Origin of the sequence: Cnuella takakiae (assembly GCF_001953305.1) — a bacterium.
Taxonomy (GTDB): domain Bacteria; phylum Bacteroidota; class Bacteroidia; order Chitinophagales; family Chitinophagaceae; genus Flavisolibacter; species Flavisolibacter takakiae.
In genome coordinates this window covers 500,523-521,068 of the sequence record NZ_MTFE01000010.1, presented here as the reverse complement: position 1 = coordinate 521,068, position 20,546 = coordinate 500,523, and the positions used below count along the sequence as shown (strand labels likewise).

The window sequence follows — 20,546 nt, the reverse complement described above, 5'->3', positions numbered from 1 at the left end:
TTAAGCAATGACGTAATGTGGTGTTGCCTCCGGTTAGCAGTATTTAAGTTACAAAAGCCGCATGGCTGAAACCATAATGTTTTGCTTCTTTCATAATTCTATAACAAAATGACTGCCTTCCACTAATCTGGTTGCGGGTTGGTGACGCCAGGTGGCAACGAGTCGGTGGCAGGCAGCGTGTCGAGCAGGCGGGTACCATCTACCTTGGCCGAATCAACTTCCCTTTGTTTTTCGGTGCTGCTGGTATTGCAGGACAGTGCTGCAATACAGAGGATGAAGACCAGGTTTCGCATATACAAAGAGGTGAAAGTTTTGTGCCATAAAAAAAGCCGGTATCTGAAATACCGGCTTTGCAAAATATATCGTGTGTATTAAGCACTTAGTCGAGCACTTTAACGCCTGCGGCAATCAGCTGCACTTCTTTTTCGGCGCCCTTGATCTTTTCGATCTCGGCTTTCGATTTGCCTGCATCCTCGGCAAGATGGCGGCGCTGGGCCTCACTCACCTCTTTTACCTTGGCAGTGCCTTCCACGGCAACGGTTTTACCCACCAGGCTTTGGGGCAGGAAAAATCCATGGTCTTTGTTTTTCACCATCACGCTGGTGCCATCGCTTTTTTGCAACTTGAACCAGCAGCCCATGGCCTGGCACACTTCGGAAACCTTACCGGTAACCTGGCCGGCGTATTCGGCAGTGGCGGCTTTCTGAGCCAGTTCGTCGGTGCTGATGGCTTTGGCGCCGGCAGCAATGGGTGCACCATATACCACACCTTTAGCGGCGGGGGTTATATCTTTTTCCTGTGCGCCGGCGTGCAGTGCAAACAGCAGGCAGGCAGCGGTGATCAGCTTTTTCATAATCGTTTTTTTGTCAGGGTTTAATGCTTTGCTAAGCTACAGGCTTTTTGAATAAGGGTTTTGCTAAGACTATTTTTTGCAGCTTCCCAATTCCTCCAATTTTGGAGGTGGTGTTTGGAAATAAAAACCCTTTACGGATTGGTTTTGGAAACTAGCGTCAGCCAATAGGCTAACTGAACAATTATTGAAAATCAATTGTTTAAAGGCTTTAATTTTTTGCATGCAGGAAGTATTTACTGCCTGGGAACAGGCCCGTCTTTAACCTATTTTTAATCGGAAAAAAAGCAAGAAAAAGCCCTTTTCTTTGCTAAAATCATTAGCTTTACACCCTAATAAAAAACAACCGGAAGGGGCAAAAAACAGTATTTTAGAGTTGTCCTTCTTACTTACTTTTTCAAAACAACAACATGTCTAATAGCGAAAAACTGAAAGCGCTCAAGCTTACCATGGACAAGATCGACAAAGACTTTGGTAAGGGTAGCGTAATGATGATGAACGAGCGAGCTGAAACAATCCAGGAGGTGGTAAGCACCGGCTCTATTGGTTTGGATGCAGCCCTCGGTATCGGCGGTTTGCCCCGCGGCCGTGTGATCGAGATCTACGGCCCGGAAAGCTCGGGTAAAACCACCTTGTCAACACACGTTATTGCCGAAGCGCAGAAGAAGGGCGGCATGTGCGCCATCATCGATGCCGAACACGCATTTGACAGCGCCTATGCACAAAAACTGGGTGTGGACATCGACAACCTGCTGATCTCCCAGCCCGATTATGGCGAACAGGCCCTTGAAATCGCTGACCGCCTGATTCTTTCCGGCGCCCTCGACGTGGTTGTAATCGACTCCGTTGCGGCCCTGGTACCCAAAGGCGAACTGGAAGGCGAGATGGGTGATTCCAAAATGGGTTTGCAGGCCCGACTGATGTCGCAGGCCCTGCGTAAGCTCACCGCCACCATCAGCAAGACCAACACCATTTGCATCTTCATCAACCAGCTGCGTGAAAAGATCGGTGTGATGTTCGGTAACCCCGAAACCACTACCGGTGGTAACGCCCTGAAGTTTTATGCTTCCGTACGTTTGGACATCCGCCGGATGACCCAGATCAAGGATGGCGAAGAAGCTGTGGGTAACCGTGTAAAAGTGAAAGTGGTGAAGAATAAAGTGGCGCCTCCTTTCCGCACTGCCGAGTTCGACATCATCTTTGGTGAAGGCGTGAGCAAGATTGGGGAAATCCTGGACATCGGTGTGGAAATGGGTATTGTAAACAAAAGCGGTAGCTGGTTTAGCTACAATACCGACAAACTGGGTCAGGGCCGTGAAGCAGTGAAGCAATTGTTGAAAGACAATACGGAACTGGCTAACGAAATTGAAGGCAAGATCCGCGAAAAGCTCAAAGAAGCACAAAACGCGTAAGCTGACGATACTAAAAGAAAAAAGGCCTGTGGACGCAGGCCTTTTTTAGTGTCAATAGGGTAAATGGTTCTTCATAGTAGGAATAATCAGTTTTAAGGGCAGGTGTGTTGGTTTTTCGTTAGTCTTTTCAAATGTTTAGATAGTTAATGCCATTCAAAAATTTTGCCATATGTGTAAAATGTTATCCTCTAGGATTTTAAATTTTAGAAAAATCAATTAAGTCTGCCATTTAAAGCCTGCTGCCCAGCTCCGGCAGATAGCGCCGGATTGGTTAATTTCACCCCAAAACCAAACCATGTCAGATATAAGAACAATCCGGACCAAAAAGCGCATCGCACTGGTTGCCCACGACCACAAGAAAAAAGACTTGGCCGACTGGGCAGTGCACAACCGCGAAGCACTGGCTGGCCACGATTTGATAGCCACTGGTACCACCGGTAAGATGTTGGAAGAAAAACTGCAGTTGCCGGTAAAAAAGCTGTTCAGCGGCCCACTTGGCGGCGACCAGCAAATCGGCTCCCTGATTGCCGAAGGCAATATTGACCTGATCGTATTTTTTTGGGACCCTATGGAAGCGCAGCCCCACGACAGCGACGTAAAAGCCCTGCTCCGCTTGGCTGTAGCCTGGAACATCCTGATGGCCTGCAACCGTACCTCCGCCGATTTCATCTTAACCTCGCCGCTCATGCAGGACGATTATGTGATCAGTACGCCTGATTATAGTACCTACCTGACACGGCAATTATAAGCGGTTTTTTGTTTATCGTTTTTGGTTTATGGTTGGTACGCCAACCGTAAGCCTTCAACCAAAAACCAAAAACCACAAACAATAAACTTTATATGCCTTTCAAAATACAATCGCCTTACAAGCCCGCCGGCGACCAGCCCTTTGCCATCCAGCAACTTACGGAAGGCATACTGGGCGGTGAGCGGCACCAGGTGCTGCTGGGGGTAACCGGTTCGGGTAAGACCTTTACCATGGCCAATGTGATCCAGAATGTGCAAAAGCCTACCCTTATTCTGACGCACAACAAAACCCTGGTGGCCCAGCTCTATGGCGAGTTCAAGCAGTTTTTCCCCGAAAATGCGGTAGAGTACTTTGTATCCTACTACGATTATTACCAACCGGAAGCTTATCTACCGGTAACGGATACCTATATCGAAAAAGACCTCAACATCAACGAGGAACTGGACAAGCTGCGTTTGCGGGCAACAACTTCCCTGCTTTCAGGTCGCCGCGACATCATCGTGGTAGCATCGGTAAGCTGTATTTACGGTATGGGTAATCCTACCGATTATGAAAGCGGGATCATCCGGATTGACAAGGGCCAGCAGATTTCCCGTCAGGGCTTTTTGCACGACCTGGTGAATTCGCTCTACACCCGTACCACCATCGAGTTCAACCGGGGCACGTTTCGGGTAAAAGGTGACACGGTGGACATCAACCTGCCTTATGTGGACTTTGGTTACCGCATCACTTTCTTTGGCGATGAAATAGATTCCATCGAAACCATCGAGTTGCCCAGCGGCAAACGCATCGGCAAGCTGGATAATGCCGCCATCTTCCCTGCCAACCTGTACGTGGCACCCAAGGACATGATGCAGCAGGTGATGTACGAAATACAGGACGAGATGACCGCCCAGGTAGAATACTTTAAAAGCGTGGGCAAATTCATTGAAGCGCAACGCCTCAAAGAGCGGGTAGAGTACGACCTGGAGATGATTCGTGAACTGGGTTTTTGTAATGGTATTGAAAACTACTCGCGTTTCTTCGACCGCCGCAAACCGGGTACCCGGCCTTTCTGTTTGCTGGATTATTTCCCCAAGGATTTTGTGTGTATGATCGACGAAAGCCACCAGACCATCCCGCAGGTAAGCGGTATGTATGGTGGCGACCGCAGCCGCAAGATGAACCTGGTGGACTATGGTTTCCGCCTGCCATCGGCACTGGATAACCGCCCTTTAAACTTCCACGAGTTTGAAAACCTGATGAACCAGGTGGTGTATGTAAGCGCCACCCCCGGCGACTACGAACTGGATCAAAGCGGTGGCGTGGTGGTAGAGCAGGTAGTGCGCCCCACGGGCCTGCTGGAGCCGCCCATTGAAATTCGTCCCAGCGTGAACCAGATCGACGACCTGCTGGATGAAATTGACAAGCGGGTGAAAAAGGGCGACCGCGTACTGGTAACCACGCTTACCAAGCGCATGGCCGAGGAGATGGATAAATACCTGAAAAAGATCGATATCAAATCCAAGTACATCCACAGCGATGTGGACACTTTGGAGCGTATAGAAATTTTGCGCGACCTGCGCCTCGGGGTGATTGACGTACTGGTGGGTGTCAACCTCTTGCGGGAAGGCCTCGACCTCCCCGAGGTTTCGTTGGTAGCCATTTTGGATGCCGACAAAGAAGGCTTCCTCCGCAACGAACGGTCGCTGACGCAGACGGCCGGCCGAGCTGCCCGGAACGTAGACGGCCTGGTGATCTTTTACGCTGATAACATGACGGAGAGCATGCAGCGCACCATTGACGAAACCACCCGGCGCCGCGAAAAGCAAATGGCGCATAACCTGGAGCATGGCATCACCCCCAAAACAGTAACCAAGAGCAAGGAGCAGATCATGGCCCAAACCTCAGTGCTGGATATTAAGGGTTACGATCCCGATTCGCCCTACGCGGTGGAAGAAGTGATCACCAAGGCTGCTGAGGACGGCGATGCTTACACTACCATTCCGCAGATAGAAAAGGCCATTTCCAAAACCAAAAAGGATATGGAAAAGGCTGCCCGCGACCTTGACTTCATGGAAGCTGCCAGGCTACGCGATGAAATGTTTGGTTTGCAGAAAAAACTGGAAGGCATGAAAGCATGATCTTTCAAAGCATATAAAACGGGGCCTAGGCGGCCCCGTTTTGCTTACCTATATGTTTTAATAGGAAGCGCAATAGCATATAGGGCTAACTTGAGCACAGTCTGGAAAAGCTCTTGAGAGGATTCAATATTTCGGCAAGCAATAAGTGAAATTACTTGCACACAGCCCTGCATAATTCGTCAGGGTTTAGCTGAAACCGTCAAATTGCAATTCTTTTCCATAAATAAAACCCTGATAACAAGCTGGTCAATAATTTTTAAAACTTACCGGGGTAATGATTAGGAAATTATAGGCGTTTACACTTATTTTTGTCCTGTTTCCAGCCGAGGAAATTTGAAAGTGCTTTTGTTTTTCAGTTGCTCTTAAACTACTGCCATAATCAGTAGCCGGTGCTTCACTCAAGACGACACATACCCAACCAAGCCCCTTTTTACCCAACTACGCGATACCAGGCAAAGCCCCGATACATCATCGGGGTTTTGATTTTTAGGATGCCTGGGCTAGTACCTCTTTTATTAGTTTCATAAGTATCAACAGTATTGTTTTCCTGTTTAGACACTTGTAACAGCCTGGTCCTGAAATTTTGTAGCGACGCTCTATTAACTTACTTGCTCCATGCTCCAACCAGCCGGAACCGCATCAACCTAATCACAAAAATCATTTTCAATTATAGCAATCAGCGGTTCCTACCTTTGGCGATATGGAAGAAAAAAAGCTGTTCCTGCTTGATGCCATGGCCCTTGTGTTCCGGGCTTATTATGCCCTGATCCGCAGCCCGCGCATCACTTCAAAAGGAAAGAATACCAACGCGCAATTTGGCTTTACCAATACCATCATCGAGTTGATCAACAACCAGAAGCCCACGCATATGGCCGTGTGCTTTGAAGGCGGCGAACCTGTAGGGCGCACTTCCGATTTTGCGGAGTATAAAGCCAACCGGCAGGAAGCACCCGAAGACATCAAGGCATCCCTGCCTGATATACGCCGCATCCTTGCCGCCCTCAACATACCAATGATCGACAGCGAAGGTTTTGAGGCCGACGATGTAATTGGCACCTTGAGCAAGCAGGCAGCAGCCTTAGGCTATGAAGTATACATGGTTACGCCCGACAAAGACTATGGACAGCTGGTGAGCGATAAAGTAAAGATCTACAAACCCGGCTACCAGGGCGGCGATGTGGAGATCATGGGCCCCGAAGAAGTGTGTGGTAAATGGGGCATTGAAAATGTGGACCAGGTGATTGATATGCTGGGGCTGATGGGTGATGCCGTGGACAATATTCCCGGTATTCCCGGTGTGGGGCAGAAGACCGCCGCCAAGCTGATTGCCGAATACGGTTCCGTAGAAAATATCCTGGCCGCTGCCGACACCATCAAAGGCGCCATGGGTGAAAAGATCCGCGCCGGCCGAGACAGTGCCATCATGTCGAAAAAGCTGGCTACCATCATTACGGATGTACCTGTTGAATTTCACGAAGAAGACTTCCGCCTGAAAGAATGGAACAAGGAAGCTTTAAAAGAAATACTCATTGAACTGGAGTTCCGCACGGTAGGCAAACGCTTACTGGGTGAAGAACTGACACCCACCCCAACAGGAAAGGAGCAGAAATCTGGTTCCCAGCCTTCCCTGTTTGACACAGGCAACAACGAATCATCTGAGTCCAACTCCCCCTCCACCGGAGGGGGCGGGGGGGAGGCCGACCGCAGCTGGGATGGTCCCGTGCAAACCATTGCCGACGTGCCGCACAACTACGAGCTGGTAGAAAGTGAAGGCGAGTTTGCCGCACTGATGGACGTGCTGAATAAGACTACTGAAATCTCTTTTGATACGGAAACAACCGCCATCGATGCCAACATCGCCGAACTGGTAGGCCTATCCTTTTCCGTAGAGGCCGGAACTGGCTATTATGTTCCGGTGCCTGCATCCAGGGCCGAAGCCATGCAGGTGCTGGAACGCTTCAGGCCCTTGTTTGCCAACCCGGATAAAATCTGGATCGGGCAGAACCTGAAGTACGACATGCTGGTGCTGAAATGGTATGATGTGGAACTGGTAGGGAAGAAGTTTGATACCATGCTCGCGCACTACCTAATCGACCCCGAAGGCAAGCGCAATATGGACCTGCTGGCAGAGAAATACCTCAACTACAAACCTGTTTCCATCACCGAGTTGATTGGTAAAAAAGGCAAGGGCCAACTGACCATGCGCGACGTGGATGTGGCCCTGGTAAAAGACTACGCCGCCGAAGATGCTGATGTTACCCTGCAACTCAAAAATGTATTTGCTCCGCAGCTGAAAGAGCTGGATGTACAAAGGGTATTTGATGAAGTAGAAAACCCCTTGGCGCCGGTGCTGGTGGATATGGAATTTGAAGGTGTGAAAATCGACGAGCAGTTTTTGAACGACTACTCCAAACTGCTTGAAGAAGATGCGCACCGCCACGAAGAGGCCGTGTACGAAGCTGCCGGTGTAAGGTTCAACCTGGGATCGCCCAAGCAACTGGGAGAGATTTTGTTTGAACACCTCAAGCTCGATCCCAAAGCCAAGAAGACCAAGACCGGCCAGTATGCTACCGGCGAAGATGTGCTGGGTAAACTGGCAGCAGAACACAAGATCGTAGACGATATTCTGGCTTACCGCGAGTACACCAAGCTGCGTTCCACCTACGTGGATTCGCTGCCGCAACTGATTAATCCCAAAACAGGCAGGGTACATACCACCTTTGCACAGGCGGTGGCTGTAACTGGCCGCCTGTCGAGCAACAACCCCAACCTGCAGAATATTCCCATCCGCACCGAACGTGGTCGCGAGATCCGCAAAGCTTTTATTCCGCGTGATGAAGCGCATATCCTTGTATCTGCCGACTACTCGCAGATTGAACTGCGTATTGTTGCCGCCCTTTCCGGCGATCCTGCCATGTGCGAAGCTTTCCGCAGCGGCAAGGATGTACACACGGCCACGGCTTCGAAAGTGTACAATGTGCCCGAAGAAGAAGTGACCAAGGAAATGCGCTACAAAGCCAAGAGTGTGAACTTTGGTATCGTGTACGGCCAGGGTGCTTTTGGCTTGGCCGAAAACCTGCGCATCAGCCGTGCCGAAGCCAAGGAGATCATCGACAACTACAAGAAAGAATTTGCCGGTGTAACCAGGTACATGGACGATATGATCTCTTTTGCAAAAAAGCATGGTTATGTACAAACCGTGATGGGCCGCAAACGCTGGTTGCGTGATATCAATTCGGCCAACTTCACCGTACGTGGTTTTGCCGAACGCAACGCCATCAACTCACCCATACAGGGCACCGCCGCCGATATGATTAAGCTGGCGATGGTGAACGTACACAAAGCTTTCAAGCAACATAATTTTAAAAGCCGCATGGTGCTGCAGGTGCACGATGAATTGGTGTTTGATGTGGTGAAAGATGAACTGGAAACTGTGAAACCCGTGATCCTGCAAGCCATGCAATCAGCCATGGAACTGCCCAACGGCATACCGGTGCTGGCGGAAGTGGGTGAAGGGAAAAATTGGTTGGAGGCGCATTAATACCCCCTGTCCCCCTGAAGGGGGAACTTAGGTCAAATAGCCCTACAAACTACAAAGCCACTCTGCGCTGAGTGGCTTTGTAGTTTGTAGAAGTTCGTAGTTATTATGATTAAGATAGGAACACGGATCAAACGGATTAAAACGGATATCCATTCTATCCGTTACATCCGTGTTTCCATCATAAAATCGTTATGCTAAAAACATGTTGCAACCCCGGCAGCCATTTCGGCCTAAGTTCCCCCTTTAGGGGGACAGGGGGTATTATATTTTTCGCATCACCAAGTGAAACTGCACCTCCAACTCGTCTTTCGCCTGTACCATACCATTAAGCTTGCGGGGAGGAATAAGCGAAAAGTCTGAAAAGCATAAGGTCTTTTGCCCGGCAATCACAATAGTGTTGGCATCGCTGCCAATGGTATAGCAGTATTGAATAGGATACCTTCTTTTTACACCTGCAATTTCCATTTCCACGATACCGCAATCTTCTTCCTTACGGTTTGTGCCAACAGCAATTTTACCTAAAGTGATAAATTTTATTTTCAGCTTTGGATGTTTATCTGCCTGTAAGGTTTTGCGCAGTTCTGCAGTCATCATCCGGTTGATACAATCAAAGCGGGCAACATCCAGGTAGATGCAGCCATTTAGCAGCATGCTTTGCGGCGATGCCGGATGCGGCGTCATGCTGATGGTATCGCATCCTTCGAAGCTACTGATGCCACAGCCATAACTGTTGATATTTGTTTTGCCTTTTACCGCAACGGTACTGCCTCTTTGCACTACCCATCGGGAGGGTTCTGCTGGCAGGGTAAATGCCATGAGCAAAAAAGCCAAAAGGCAGGGCATCCATAGCGTATTCATAACCTTAATTGATGGCTTGAAAAAAAGCCAGGACAGCACAAACTGCCCTGGCACTAATCACTATTAACATAGCAGCTTAGAAACCTACAACCGCTTCTACTACATAACCATTGAACTTGCCACCATTGCGGATATCGGCAGCTTTGAAGTTCTTGTAGTTCTGCACCACGTACTCACCTTTCAGCAGCACATTGTTGGTAAGGAACCAGCCTGCGGCAAATGAAGTGCGGTCGATGTTTACTTTGTTGGTGTAGCCAGGCAGTTCGGCATTTACAGCATTGTAGCGCACACCTGCAAACACATTTTCTTTAGCACCAAAGCGGTAGATGCCTTCAATAGCTGTTTGGTTCATGGTACGCTTGTTCAGGTCGGCAACAATACCCTTGGTAGCATCGGCAGCAACAGCCTTGTTGCCTTTTGCAGTTTCATAAGTGCCAAAAGCTTCAAAGCCTGCATACTTGAAGAAACCATTCAGCATCACGGCACGAACATTCCTGGTGAAGTCGGGAGTGAAGCGGCCTGAGGTAAAATTGGCTTTCAGGTCGGCGCCTTTGGGGTCCATCACACCATAGTACCACGAGCCGCCACGGTCGCCGGCATACAGTACACTACGGGGCGATTTCTGGTTTACATAAGCAGAGCCGCTCAACCGTACACGGGCTTTGCCAAAGCTTTTATCAACACCGGCTTTGAAGTATATCGCGGGGTTCTTGGTAGAGTCGCCGGTGCCATCTTTAGCTTGTTTGGCAATAGAAGAATTGATGGTTCCATTGGTAAGGGCTACCATACCAAACAAGCCATTTTTCTGTACATAGATTTCACCACCGATTTCGGTAGAGAAAGCATCTACGATATAGTTTTCACCAAAAGCATTGTAGATGCCGTTACCGGCATCGGTGCGGCGGAAGTGCTGGTCACCGTAGTTCACTTCCATATGACCGATCTTGATGGTGGTGTACTGCATGATCTTGTCGAACAGCGCACTTTTGAACGGCAGTTTGTCGAACTGTATATAGCCGCCTTTCACCCATGTTTCATTGTGGTGCCGGGTAGAGAGATAAGTAGTGAGGTCGAGACGGATGCCATCTGCCAGTTGCACATCGGTATACAGGTTGGCCATGGCGAGGTTGAAACCGGCCCCCATTTCATACAGGGCCTGCCCGCTTTTTGTTTCGTGCTTCAGGTTTTGGAATTGTTGGGTGAAGCCCGCACCAAACCGGATCTTCAAACCGGTATAGGGGATCGTATCGGCAGCCTTCGATGTTTCAAAAACATTGATGCCGGTCTTATCGTGCGGACGCCAGTAAGAGGGACGGCCATAAGCTTCTCGTTCTGTGGTTTGCTGGGCATTGGCAGCTTGCATACTTCCTAATAAGAGTACACTCAGGGCAAGCTTTGCCATTTGTTTTGTGTTCATAAGAAAAGAGTAAAAGTGAAAAGAGTTGTGAGGGGAGAAGGTGAATGGTGAATAGTGATTGGTGATTGGGTGTTAGTGATTGGCCATTTATGAGTTACCATCTATTATTGCCTATTCACCATTGACCATTCACCATTGCCGATGGTTATTTCTTAAGAGTCAGGTTGAAAATGAGATTGATGGCATCGCCAGTATTAACGGTACCAAAAGCAAAGGAGGGCGGCTCTACTTTGTAATCGGTCATCTTCAGCTTTTTGCTGCCGCTAACCTGCAGGCTTTTATCTGCGTTCAGTTTGCAGGTAGCCTGCAGATCGGTTTCGCGGGTAGTGCCTGCAATGGTTAGTTTGCCGGTGCATTTCACCAGGTAGGCATTGGCTCCTGCGGGTGTTATGCTTGCTTGGCTGGCAACAAAACTGATATTGCGGTTGGCGCCTGTTTTAAGGGCCTTGTAAGCGTTTTTATCCATGGGACCCTTGCCGCTCTTCAGGGCTTCGGCGGGCAGGGTAAACGACAGCGTGTTCAGGCTGGATAGCGCACCGGAAGCATCCTGTACAAATACGGCTTCAACAGCGGGCTTTTGTGCAGACATTTCCCAGTCGTGAAGGGTAGAAGTGCCATTGATGGCTACGGTGCCTGCAGTAGCGATAAATTTAGTTTGTGCATTGGCCGCAAAGGGTAGGCTTATCGAAAATAACAGGCCAAGGCTTAGGGTAGATATCAGGCGTTTCATATTGGTGAATTGAAATTGATACTGCAAGGTTCGCCCCTTCCTGGCGGGCGGGTAGTGACGAGTGTCAACTGCGGCTTTGATTGTTAACACATTCTAAAGCGCCTGGTTGCTGACCTTTACGCCCTTTGCATCCGTCCTGAAGCAGGCAGTAAGCAAAACCACTTATGACTTAAAACAGGTAGGGCAGCAATGCGAGGCGGCAAGGGAAAATGGCCTGCAGTTTTCCGGGTTCTGTGTCAAACCTCGTTGGAGTTAACTTTGCATTCTTTATTTCAAAAAGAGAACAATGAAGCCTACGATATACTACTGTTACGATGCCTATTGCGGCTGGTGCTATGGTTTCAGCCCGGTGATTAAGCAACTGGAAGCTGAATACAAAGACCGTATTGCTTTTGATGTATTATCCGGTAGCATGATCCTGCCCGAAGCGCCTACGCATTTTGGCCCCATGGCCAAATACATTCAGGGTGCCTACAAACAGGTAGAAGAAATGACGGGTGTAACCTTTGGCCCCGACTTCCTGTGGCATGTCAATCACCCGGAGGAAACGGATTGGTTTCCCGATTCTACCAAGCCTGCTATTGCATTAAGTATCCTCAAAGAATTGCATCCTGACCGTGCCGTTGCATTCGCTTCCGACCTGCAGTATGCCCTCAACTTCGAAGGCCGCGACCTTACCGATAATGAAGCATATCGGCACCTGCTGCCTAAATATGAAATTGGTGATGAAGATTTTTACAACAAGTTGAAAAGCGAGGAGTACCGCGAGAAAGCGTATTATGATATGGCACTTGTGAAGCAATTGCAGGTAAGCGGCTTTCCTACCGTTCTGATGCAGGTAAGCGATGCAAAGTTTTACCTGCTTGGCCGTGGCTATGTTGATTATGAAACGATGGCTGCAAGAATAGATAAAGTGCTTGCCGAATTAGCATAGATCTTCCATCTCTCCAAGAGATGAAAGATCTGCAAAAAACCTATAAGGTCTTTGAGACCTTATAGGTTTCAAAAACAACCGCGGCAAAGCTCCGTGCCAATGCTTCGATATCTTTTTTTCTGGCCAGCACCTGCAACCATGCTCCTGGTATCTGTTCAAACCCATACAGCAAACCTGCCAATCCACCACATATCGCACCGGTAGTATCGGTATCCTCGCCAAGGTTCACAGCTTTTAATACGGCTTCGCTATAGTTACGCGTAGTAAGCAAACACCAGATGCTTGCTTCCAAAGTGTGCACCACGTAGCCACTGCTGTGGATTTCAGCTCCAGGCAACAGGGTGATATCCTGTTGCAGCAACCGGTGATATTGATTGATTTCATCAATGGCCACACCTTGTTGCAACAGGAAAGCTGGCAGGTCATTTTGTAATTGCTGATAGATGTCTTTTGCAGTGCGCCCATACAAAATACCCCTTGCAAACTCTAGGTAGTAAAAGCAACCAACTATAGAACGGATATGCCGGTGCGTAATGGATGATACCTGCGCAGTAAAGGCAAAGCGTTCTTCAATTGGCTTGCTGTGGGTATAAAACAACAGGGGCAGTATACGCATCAGCGATCCGTTGCCATTGCTAAGTTCATCGGCGCCACCTGCCAGCAAGGGTGGGCAACCTTGCTGGTATTGGTAAAGGGCATCGGCAGTTGCGATGCCAATGTCAAACACCTGTCCGTGCGGGGTCCATAAACCATCCCTATACCATTGGGAAAATGCATCGGCTATTCGGTGGAGGTCGTATCCATTTAAAAGGGCTTCGGCCAGGCAAAAGGTAAGCGAACTATCATCAGACCAGGTGCCGGGCGGCTGGTTGTGGGTACCATACCCACGCATATCCACGACAGGATTAGCAGCAATGGAGGCGCGGCTTCTGAATTCTACAGGCACGCCCAACGCATCGCCAACGGCAAGGCCAAAGAGTGCGGAACGGATTGCGGTTTGCAGGTTCATAAAAAGCAGTTAGGCCGTAAAGGTAAAAACCTATAAGGTCTTCAAGACCTTATAGGTTTGGCCCGGCCATAGGAGTAGATTGCAATCCATGTTAATATTATAATCCCTATTTACGAAGTCCCGATTCTTCAAAAAAGGATTGCTGGAACAATCAATTTGGTTATTGCTTCCGCACACCCGTCCACGGCATCACAAACTCTCGGCTTGGTGAAAAAGATAAACCAGACAGCTTACCGTTTTCCAAGTAGCCACTATGGAAATAAGTGCCGGAGCCATCTGCCGTGGTAAATGCAAAGTATAGTTTGCCCCATGCAGTATGTATCCTGCCGTTAGCAAAAGGTGTGTCGTAAAACGATCCTTTAAGGGTTTGCGCATCAAAAGCTTTCAAAACAAAATCTTTCAGGTAAGGCTCAGCATCAGGTGATGGCCGAAGGTCAATAACCCAGGTATCCAATAGCGATTGTACCAGTTGTTGGGTTGCGGAAGTGCTGTCTTTTGCAGCAGCAACGCTTGTTGATGATTGTGCCATGCAGGGTGCAGTAAGCAGCATTGCAATGATGCCTGAAAGAAAAAATTTAGTGCGCATGATATAGGTTTTAGTATGGTGAAAAAAGTTTCGTTATGGAAAATAATTTTATTGCACCCTGTTGTTCAAATCATCCAGCCCAGTCTTGCGCTGGCGTGCTGCTTTTACTTCCTTGTTGCCAAAACGGTATGCAAAGTTGAGCCGCAGCTGCCTGCTTTCCCATCCACCCGAAGCATCAATGCGCAATTGTCCCAGCCTGCTGGTACCCTCCCAGGGCATGCGCCTGAAGATATCGCTAATACTCAGCTTCAGTGTGGCTTTATCCCGGAGCAATTTTGTTTGCACACCCGCATCCAGGCTCCACATACTGCGGCATTCATAATTGCCCGCCCACACATATGGCGACATATAAAAGCAGCTCAATTCACCACTCCACTTTTTGCTGAATGTAAAGCTGTGTTGCTGGTAAATATTGGCAACCGTTGCATTGATGCGCACTTCTTTACCCGGCTCAAATTGTGCACGATAACGGCTATGGTTTACACCGGCATTAAAGTACAGGTTCCACCATTTGGCAATAGCGAAGGGCATACCTGTATTCAAACTCCATATCTTCTGGCTGGCAAGGTTGCGCGTAGTAATAAAGTTGCGGCGCCCTTCGATGGTATCGGTAATGGCAGCAAAGAAATCCTGTACATCCGAAAAGCCGATGCTGCTGGAAAGCTTATACTTGTACGTGTGCTTCAGCTCGATATTGTTGGTGAATTGCGGCCGCAAAAAAGGATTGCCTTTTTGATATGTCAGTTCATCGATCCTGTTTTCAAAAGGATTCAGATCCTGGTAAGAAGGCCGGTCGATGCGGCGGCCAAGGCTCAATCCCAGTTGGTGGTTTTTATTTAACTGGTAAGTAATGCCACTAGTGGGAAACAGGTTGATATAATTGCGTTGTACCCGCTGGTCCTTGTTTGATTGTGATGCAATCAGTTCACCAAGGCTTGCGGTATGCTCCAGCCTGAGTCCTGCCTGGTAGCTCCATGCACCTTTTTGCTTGCTGTACTGCAGGTAGGCTGCGTTGATGTTTTCGTTGTAGTTGAAACGGTTACTGCGTTCTTCGCTCAATACAGGTGCATTGTTGATATAGTCGAAAAAATGGAAGGTATTATTGGTACTTGCCCAGGTACTGCGCCAGCCCACATTCAGCTTGCCGCCTTTCCAGTTCTGCTCCCAGGATGCCTGCAACGAGTAGAAACGAATACGCACCGGTGTGCGGTTGCCGAAAGTGGTTTGGTAAAGGATAGCACCTGCATTGTTGCGGTAATAGTTGGGTGTAAAGGCACTTGCTTCCATATCGTAGTAACCATAATCTGCATCTGCGGTGAGCGCACTGCCTGCAGTATCGGCAAAACGGTAATTGATATTGGCGCTGATATTGGTGCGCCGTCTTTCCGATTGGGTTATTGCTTCCAGTGTTTGCACCACCAGTTTATCATCCTGCGCAGCAATAGGTGTAAGGCTACGGGTGCGGCCACTGTTATCACTCAGGTTGGTATTTACCAACACACCTAAAGTTTGTTGCTTGTTGATGAAAAAATCTGCACCTGCTTTGATATTGTGTGACTTGCTGCGTGAGTTGGTTTGCGAACGCTGATCGAACAGGGAATCGTTTTGATAACGAAACAGGTTGAGGGTGCTTTGATAGCGGCCTTTGTTGTAACTGTAATTGCTAAAAAGGTTGATCTTTTTATTGCGGTGGTTCAGGCTGACGCCGCTGTTGTATTTTGGAAAAAGACCCAGGTTCCACCCGGTATTGATGCTTCCGTTTGTGCCATAGTTTTTATTCTTCTTTAACCGGATATTGATGATGCCTGCGTTGCCTGCCGCTTCATACCGTGCTGATGGATTGGTAATGATTTCGATGGCATCGATATCTGCCGCTGGCATGGTACGCAGTTGTGCCGCTATTTCCTGCACCGAAAGAGGCGAAGGACGGCCATCGATATAAATGCGTACACCGCTTTTTGCATTCATGGTTATGTTGTCATCTTTATCTACCAGCACGCCCGGCGATTTTTGCAACACTTCCAGTGCACTGCCACCACTACCCACAATGCTCCCGCTTACGTTGAACACGGTTTTATCGGGCTGTACTTCAATCAAGGGTTTGTTGCTATTTACCGTTACCGCCGATAGCGATTGTGCCATGCGCTGCATGTTTACCTGTATAGCTATTGCAACAGGCATGGTGAGGATGCTGTCCCAATCCTGATAGCCCTTATAGCTCACATACAAACGCAGCTTTCCGGCAGCAGGTTGAGCCAACTGGAAAGTACCCTTGTTGTCGCTCAGGGTGTATTTCCAAACAGCACTGTCGCGGTACGCTGTGATGGTAGCGTTTACAAGCGGTTCGCCCTGTTCATTCCTTACTGAACCCTGGATTGTTTGCGCCTTAGCTGTTGTGGCCAGCAGCAACCATAAAAATGTAAAGCATCGCATGAAAAAGGATTTGTTGCAAACCTATCCGGCATGCCCGCCCAAGGCAAGCAGTAATCGGCTGGCGTGCAATAGCATCGTTCAGTAGCAAGCTGCAGTTTATCGCTCTTATTGTTCATTCGTCGACAACAGGCATACCATTGCATTTGGAAAAGAGTAGTTTTAAAGCAATGGAACCTGCTACTTCATTTTGGCAACGACCCTTGTTCTGGGGCATCCGCCGCTGGGAACTGGTGGCCTTTCTGGGTATGCATACCTTCCTGGGTTTCCTGTACTGGTGCGCCATCCTGCTTACCTCGGGGCAGAACCAGGCTATTGGTATCAGCATCAATTATTTGTTTAAAATATTGTTCACCGCACCGGTATGGTGGCTGTTTTTTCGCCGCCTCAGGCACTGGAACCTGCGCAACCGGATACTGTTGCACCTACCCCTGTGTTTGCTGTATGTGTTTACCTGGAAAACCATCTTTTACGCCACTTCCGAAGCCATCGGTATTGGCCACCTCGATGCCTCAGGCTCCTGGTGGGATGTGTACATACCCATACTGGTATACCTGCTTCAGTTTGGTGTGTTTCATGCCTACGAATACTGGTGCGAAATCCTGCGGCAGAAAGAGAAAGAAAAGTCCTTGATGCGCCTGGCTCATGCCGCAGAAATGTCTACGCTCAAAGCACAGATACAACCCCATTTTTTGTTCAACACCCTCAACTCTATTTCCGCTTCGGTGCCTGCTGCACAGGAGCATACCCGCACCCTCATTGCGCAGCTGGCCGATGTGTTCCGCTTTGCCATGAATGTGTCGGATAAGGAGTTCATTACCCTTGGGCAGGAGATGGAATTCATCCGCAACTTTTTGGCGCTGGAGCAGCAGCGCTTTGGTGACCGCCTCAGCGTGTACTATCATTTCGACGAAACCCTGAGCGATTATCCGGTGCCGCCCATGCTGCTGCAGCCGCTGGTGGAAAACGCGGTGAAACATGGCATTGCCAAAAGCCTGGAAGGTGGCAGCATTAGTGTGCGGGTACAAAAAGATGGAGGCAGCGTACAGTTTGAAGTGGCCGACACCGGCAAAGGCATCAATGGCTACCAGCCCGGGCAGCTGTTTACCAAGGGCATCGGGTTGGAAAATACCCGGCAGCGGATCCAGAAATTATATGGCGCTCCTTTGAGTGTACAGCCCAACGAACCGGTGGGTTTCCGTGTTTTGTTTGCATTGCCCCTACAACCCCACCCCGAATGGAACAAAAAGTAGTACTGGTAGACGATGAAGTGCCCGCACGCAGCCTGCTGAAGGAATACCTGCAGGCCTACCCGCAACTGAAGGTGGTAGCCGAATGTAAAAACGGTATTGAGGCCATTGGCATCATCAACGTGTTGCAGCCCGACCTGGTGTTCCTCGACATACAAATGCCGGGAAAAACAGGGCTGGAAGTGTTGCAGGAAATAGAGCACCTGCCGCAGATCATTTTTGCCACAGCTTTCGATAAATATGCACTGGATGCGTTTAATGCCAATGCTGTTGATTACCTGCTCAAGCCCTTTACTCGCGAACGCTTTGACCAGGCCTTGCGCAAGGCATTGCAAAAAGAACCTTCTGTGATGCAAAACCTGATGGCCCTGTCGGAAAGCCTGCAGGGCAAGACCTACCCCGAACGCATCCTGGTGGAACAGGGCAACAAATGGATCACCCTGCCGGTAGTAGAAATCTACTGGCTTGAAGCCGAAGGCGACTATACCAAGATCCATACAGCCAAACAAAGCTTCCTGAGCTCCAAAGGAATCAGCGAACTGGAAACCCGCCTCAACCCGCAACAGTTTCAACGGGTACACCGCTCGGCCATCATTGCCCTCAATGCCATCAGGGAAATACACCGCGAACCCACCGGCCCGCAGGTGGTATTGCAAAACGGGATAACGGTAAAAGTCAGCCGCAGCTATACCGATGCCCTGCGCAGGCTGATATATTAGGTTGGTGCTCACAGATGGCACAGATGATAGCAATGGTGCACTCAAGTGTTTTTTAAATCACGTGCATTTTATAGTTGGCCATTTGCTCCTCAAAAACTTATCTGCGTCATCTGTGTGCCCTATTTGATTTGCTCACAAATAGCACGGATCGCACGGATGGTGTTCAATAGAAATATAATCAGTTGTATTGGTTACTCACCGGGAGCTTGCAGCTAAAAGCTTGTAGCTTTTCCCAAAAACCTATCTGTGTCATCTGTGAGCACTTTCCTTCCAACACGTATACGATCCATTCTTTAATTTATTTTCGTGCATCTTTCCGCTAAACATTTATCCGTGCTATCTGTGCCATCTGTGAGAACCCACCACCCGACAGCACAGGTTGCTGGTTTTCCTTATTTATCCCAACTTCCTGCCCCATTAAAACGATTTTCGCTGTATGAATATCACTGCTCCTTTTAGCGGCCGTGCACCCCGGCTGCGCAACACCCTGATGGCGCTTTGTCTTTCCGGCACCGTGCTGCCCGCCACTGCCCAGCAAGCAACCAACGATGTAACCACGCCCTTGCACCTGATGAAGCCCGACTATCCCACGCCTTATGGCAAACCCACCGAGGCGGGCATCACCGAGGTGCTGAACCGTGTATTGCGTTACCTGGAAGCCGCAACACCTGCACAGGTAGTGGATGGCAAAACCAAAGCACCCATCACCGATCTGAAGCAACTCACACCCGAAACTATTTTTGCGCCCGGCGATTTCCGCCTTACCTCTTACGAGTGGGGCGTAACCTATGCCGGTGCGCTCAATGCTGCCGCTGCAACCGGCGACAAGCGCTTTGCCGATTATACCCACCAGCGCCTGCAGCTGATTGCCGATGTGGCGCCTTATTTCAAAAAAGTGCTGAAGCAAAACCCAAAAGCAACTGCTCCGGTGCGCTCGGTGCTGATGCCCCATGCCCTGGATGATGCAGGCGCCATTTGCGCAGCCATGATCAAAGCACAGAAAGAGGGCAATAAAGCCAACCTGCGTCCCCTCATTGATAATTTCATTGGGTATATCAGCAGCAAGGAATTCCGCCTGCCTGATGGCACCCTGGCCCGCAACAGGCCACAGCCCAACACCCTCTGGCTCGACGACCTCTTTATGAGCGTGCCCGCCCTGGCACAGATGGGCAGCCTTACCGGCGACCAGAAATATTTTGACGATGCGGTAAAACAGGTGCTCCAGTTTTCGCAGCGGATGTTCAACAAGGAAAAAGGATTGTACATGCACGGCTGGGTGCAGGAAATGGCTTTTCACCCGCAGTTTCACTGGGCCCGTGCCAACGGCTGGGCCGCGATGACCATGGTAGAACTGCTTGAAGTGCTGCCCAAAACCCATGCGGGATACAAACCCGTGCTGGCACAACTGCAGGCACATATCCAGGGACTGGCTGCCTACCAGGACGGTACCGGTTTCTGGCACCAGCTGATCGACCGCAACGATACCTACCTCGAAACTTCGGCTACCGCTATTTATGCCTATGCCATTGCCCGGGCCATTAACAGGGGTTATGTAGATAAAAAAGCCTTTGCACCTGTTGCCCTGCTAGCCTGGAATGCCGTTGCCACCAAGGTTACCGATAAAGGACAAGTGGCTGGCACCTGCGTGGGTACCGGCATGGGCTTCGACCCTGCATTTTACTATTACCGCCCGGTGAACGTGTTTGCGGCCCACGGCTATGGCCCCGTGCTGCTCGCCGGCTCCGAAGTGCTGCTCCTCACCAAGCAATTTGATTTTGAAATCAACGACAGCTCCCTGCAGTTGAAGACAGCGGCGTTATAGTCTATACACTTAACAGGTTTTAAAAACCTGTTAAGTGTAGAAAACCTGTTAGGTGTAGGCAGGCCACAGCTTTATTTTTCACAGGCTCAAAGTGTTGAAGCCGTGGCTTTTAGCCCA

At 49.4% G+C, this 20,546-nt stretch carries 16 protein-coding genes; 8 read left to right on the top strand and 8 right to left on the bottom strand.

The genetic code is table 11. The features are described 5' to 3' along the window. Positions 1-122: 122 nt before the first annotated feature. Together BUE76_RS24405 and BUE76_RS02635 are read right to left on the bottom strand one after the other, a co-directional pair. A complete protein-coding gene (locus BUE76_RS24405; RefSeq protein ID WP_158069917.1) occupies positions 123-293 on the bottom strand; it encodes a hypothetical protein in 171 nt (56 codons plus the stop codon). A gap of 86 nt (positions 294-379) precedes the next feature. After that, positions 380-853, bottom strand: coding sequence for a DUF4920 domain-containing protein (locus BUE76_RS02635; RefSeq protein ID WP_073046531.1), 474 nt, complete (start codon positions 851-853; stop codon positions 380-382). Between the two features lie 407 nt (positions 854-1,260). Between BUE76_RS02635 and recA the strand changes: the two genes are divergently transcribed. From recA to polA, 4 genes are all read left to right on the top strand, one after another. Then, a complete protein-coding gene (gene recA, locus BUE76_RS02630; protein ID WP_073046534.1) occupies positions 1,261-2,262 on the top strand; it encodes a recombinase RecA in 1,002 nt (333 codons plus the stop codon). A gap of 295 nt (positions 2,263-2,557) precedes the next feature. Further along, on the top strand, positions 2,558-3,010 hold the full coding sequence (locus BUE76_RS02625; protein ID WP_073046537.1) for a methylglyoxal synthase: 453 nt from the start codon (positions 2,558-2,560) through the stop codon (positions 3,008-3,010). Between the two features lie 92 nt (positions 3,011-3,102). Further along, positions 3,103-5,133, top strand: coding sequence for an excinuclease ABC subunit UvrB (gene uvrB / locus BUE76_RS02620; RefSeq protein WP_073046540.1), 2,031 nt, complete (start codon positions 3,103-3,105; stop codon positions 5,131-5,133). 700 nt (positions 5,134-5,833) lie between these two features. Continuing rightward, positions 5,834-8,674 (top strand): DNA polymerase I, encoded by a 2,841-nt coding sequence (polA, locus tag BUE76_RS02615; protein WP_073046543.1) that lies wholly within the window; start codon positions 5,834-5,836, stop codon positions 8,672-8,674. A 261-nt stretch (positions 8,675-8,935) separates the two neighbouring features. On the opposite strand, the gene BUE76_RS02610 is transcribed toward polA, so the two are convergent. The 3 genes from BUE76_RS02610 to BUE76_RS02600 all read right to left on the bottom strand — a co-directional run bounded on the left by BUE76_RS02610 (position 8,936) and on the right by BUE76_RS02600 (position 11,679). Then, complete coding sequence (locus BUE76_RS02610) at positions 8,936-9,532, bottom strand: YceI family protein (protein ID WP_143157425.1); 597 nt, start codon at positions 9,530-9,532, stop codon at positions 8,936-8,938. A 76-nt stretch (positions 9,533-9,608) separates the two neighbouring features. Continuing rightward, positions 9,609-10,949, bottom strand: coding sequence for a hypothetical protein (locus tag BUE76_RS02605; protein WP_073046548.1), 1,341 nt, complete (start codon positions 10,947-10,949; stop codon positions 9,609-9,611). Positions 10,950-11,094: 145 nt separating this feature from the next. Next, a complete protein-coding gene (locus BUE76_RS02600; protein ID WP_073046551.1) occupies positions 11,095-11,679 on the bottom strand; it encodes a YceI family protein in 585 nt (194 codons plus the stop codon). Between the two features lie 286 nt (positions 11,680-11,965). Here BUE76_RS02600 and BUE76_RS02595 point away from each other — a divergent pair, with 286 nt between their 5' ends. Next, positions 11,966-12,613: a DsbA family protein gene (locus BUE76_RS02595; protein WP_073046554.1), complete on the top strand. Its 648-nt coding sequence runs from the start codon at positions 11,966-11,968 to the stop codon at positions 12,611-12,613. 40 nt (positions 12,614-12,653) lie between these two features. On the opposite strand, the gene BUE76_RS02590 is transcribed toward BUE76_RS02595, so the two are convergent. The 3 genes from BUE76_RS02590 to BUE76_RS02580 all read right to left on the bottom strand — a co-directional run bounded on the left by BUE76_RS02590 (position 12,654) and on the right by BUE76_RS02580 (position 16,641). Further along, the gene (locus BUE76_RS02590) at positions 12,654-13,622 is read right to left on the bottom strand and encodes an ADP-ribosylglycohydrolase family protein (RefSeq protein ID WP_073046557.1); all 969 of its coding nucleotides are present in this window, start codon (positions 13,620-13,622) and stop codon (positions 12,654-12,656) included. A gap of 160 nt (positions 13,623-13,782) precedes the next feature. Continuing rightward, the gene (locus BUE76_RS02585; RefSeq protein ID WP_073046559.1) at positions 13,783-14,208 is read right to left on the bottom strand and encodes a hypothetical protein; all 426 of its coding nucleotides are present in this window, start codon (positions 14,206-14,208) and stop codon (positions 13,783-13,785) included. A gap of 48 nt (positions 14,209-14,256) precedes the next feature. Further along, positions 14,257-16,641: a TonB-dependent receptor gene (locus tag BUE76_RS02580; protein WP_073046561.1), complete on the bottom strand. Its 2,385-nt coding sequence runs from the start codon at positions 16,639-16,641 to the stop codon at positions 14,257-14,259. A gap of 167 nt (positions 16,642-16,808) precedes the next feature. Between BUE76_RS02580 and BUE76_RS02575 the strand changes: the two genes are divergently transcribed. From BUE76_RS02575 to BUE76_RS02565, 3 genes are all read left to right on the top strand, one after another. Next, the gene (locus BUE76_RS02575) at positions 16,809-17,891 is read left to right on the top strand and encodes a sensor histidine kinase (RefSeq protein ID WP_073046564.1); all 1,083 of its coding nucleotides are present in this window, start codon (positions 16,809-16,811) and stop codon (positions 17,889-17,891) included. Further along, the gene (locus BUE76_RS02570; protein WP_073046566.1) at positions 17,876-18,607 is read left to right on the top strand and encodes a LytR/AlgR family response regulator transcription factor; all 732 of its coding nucleotides are present in this window, start codon (positions 17,876-17,878) and stop codon (positions 18,605-18,607) included. The genes BUE76_RS02575 and BUE76_RS02570 overlap by 16 nt, the downstream gene beginning before the upstream one ends. A gap of 436 nt (positions 18,608-19,043) precedes the next feature. Then, positions 19,044-20,429: a glycoside hydrolase family 88/105 protein gene (locus tag BUE76_RS02565; protein ID WP_073046569.1), complete on the top strand. Its 1,386-nt coding sequence runs from the start codon at positions 19,044-19,046 to the stop codon at positions 20,427-20,429. Positions 20,430-20,546 lie beyond the last annotated feature (117 nt).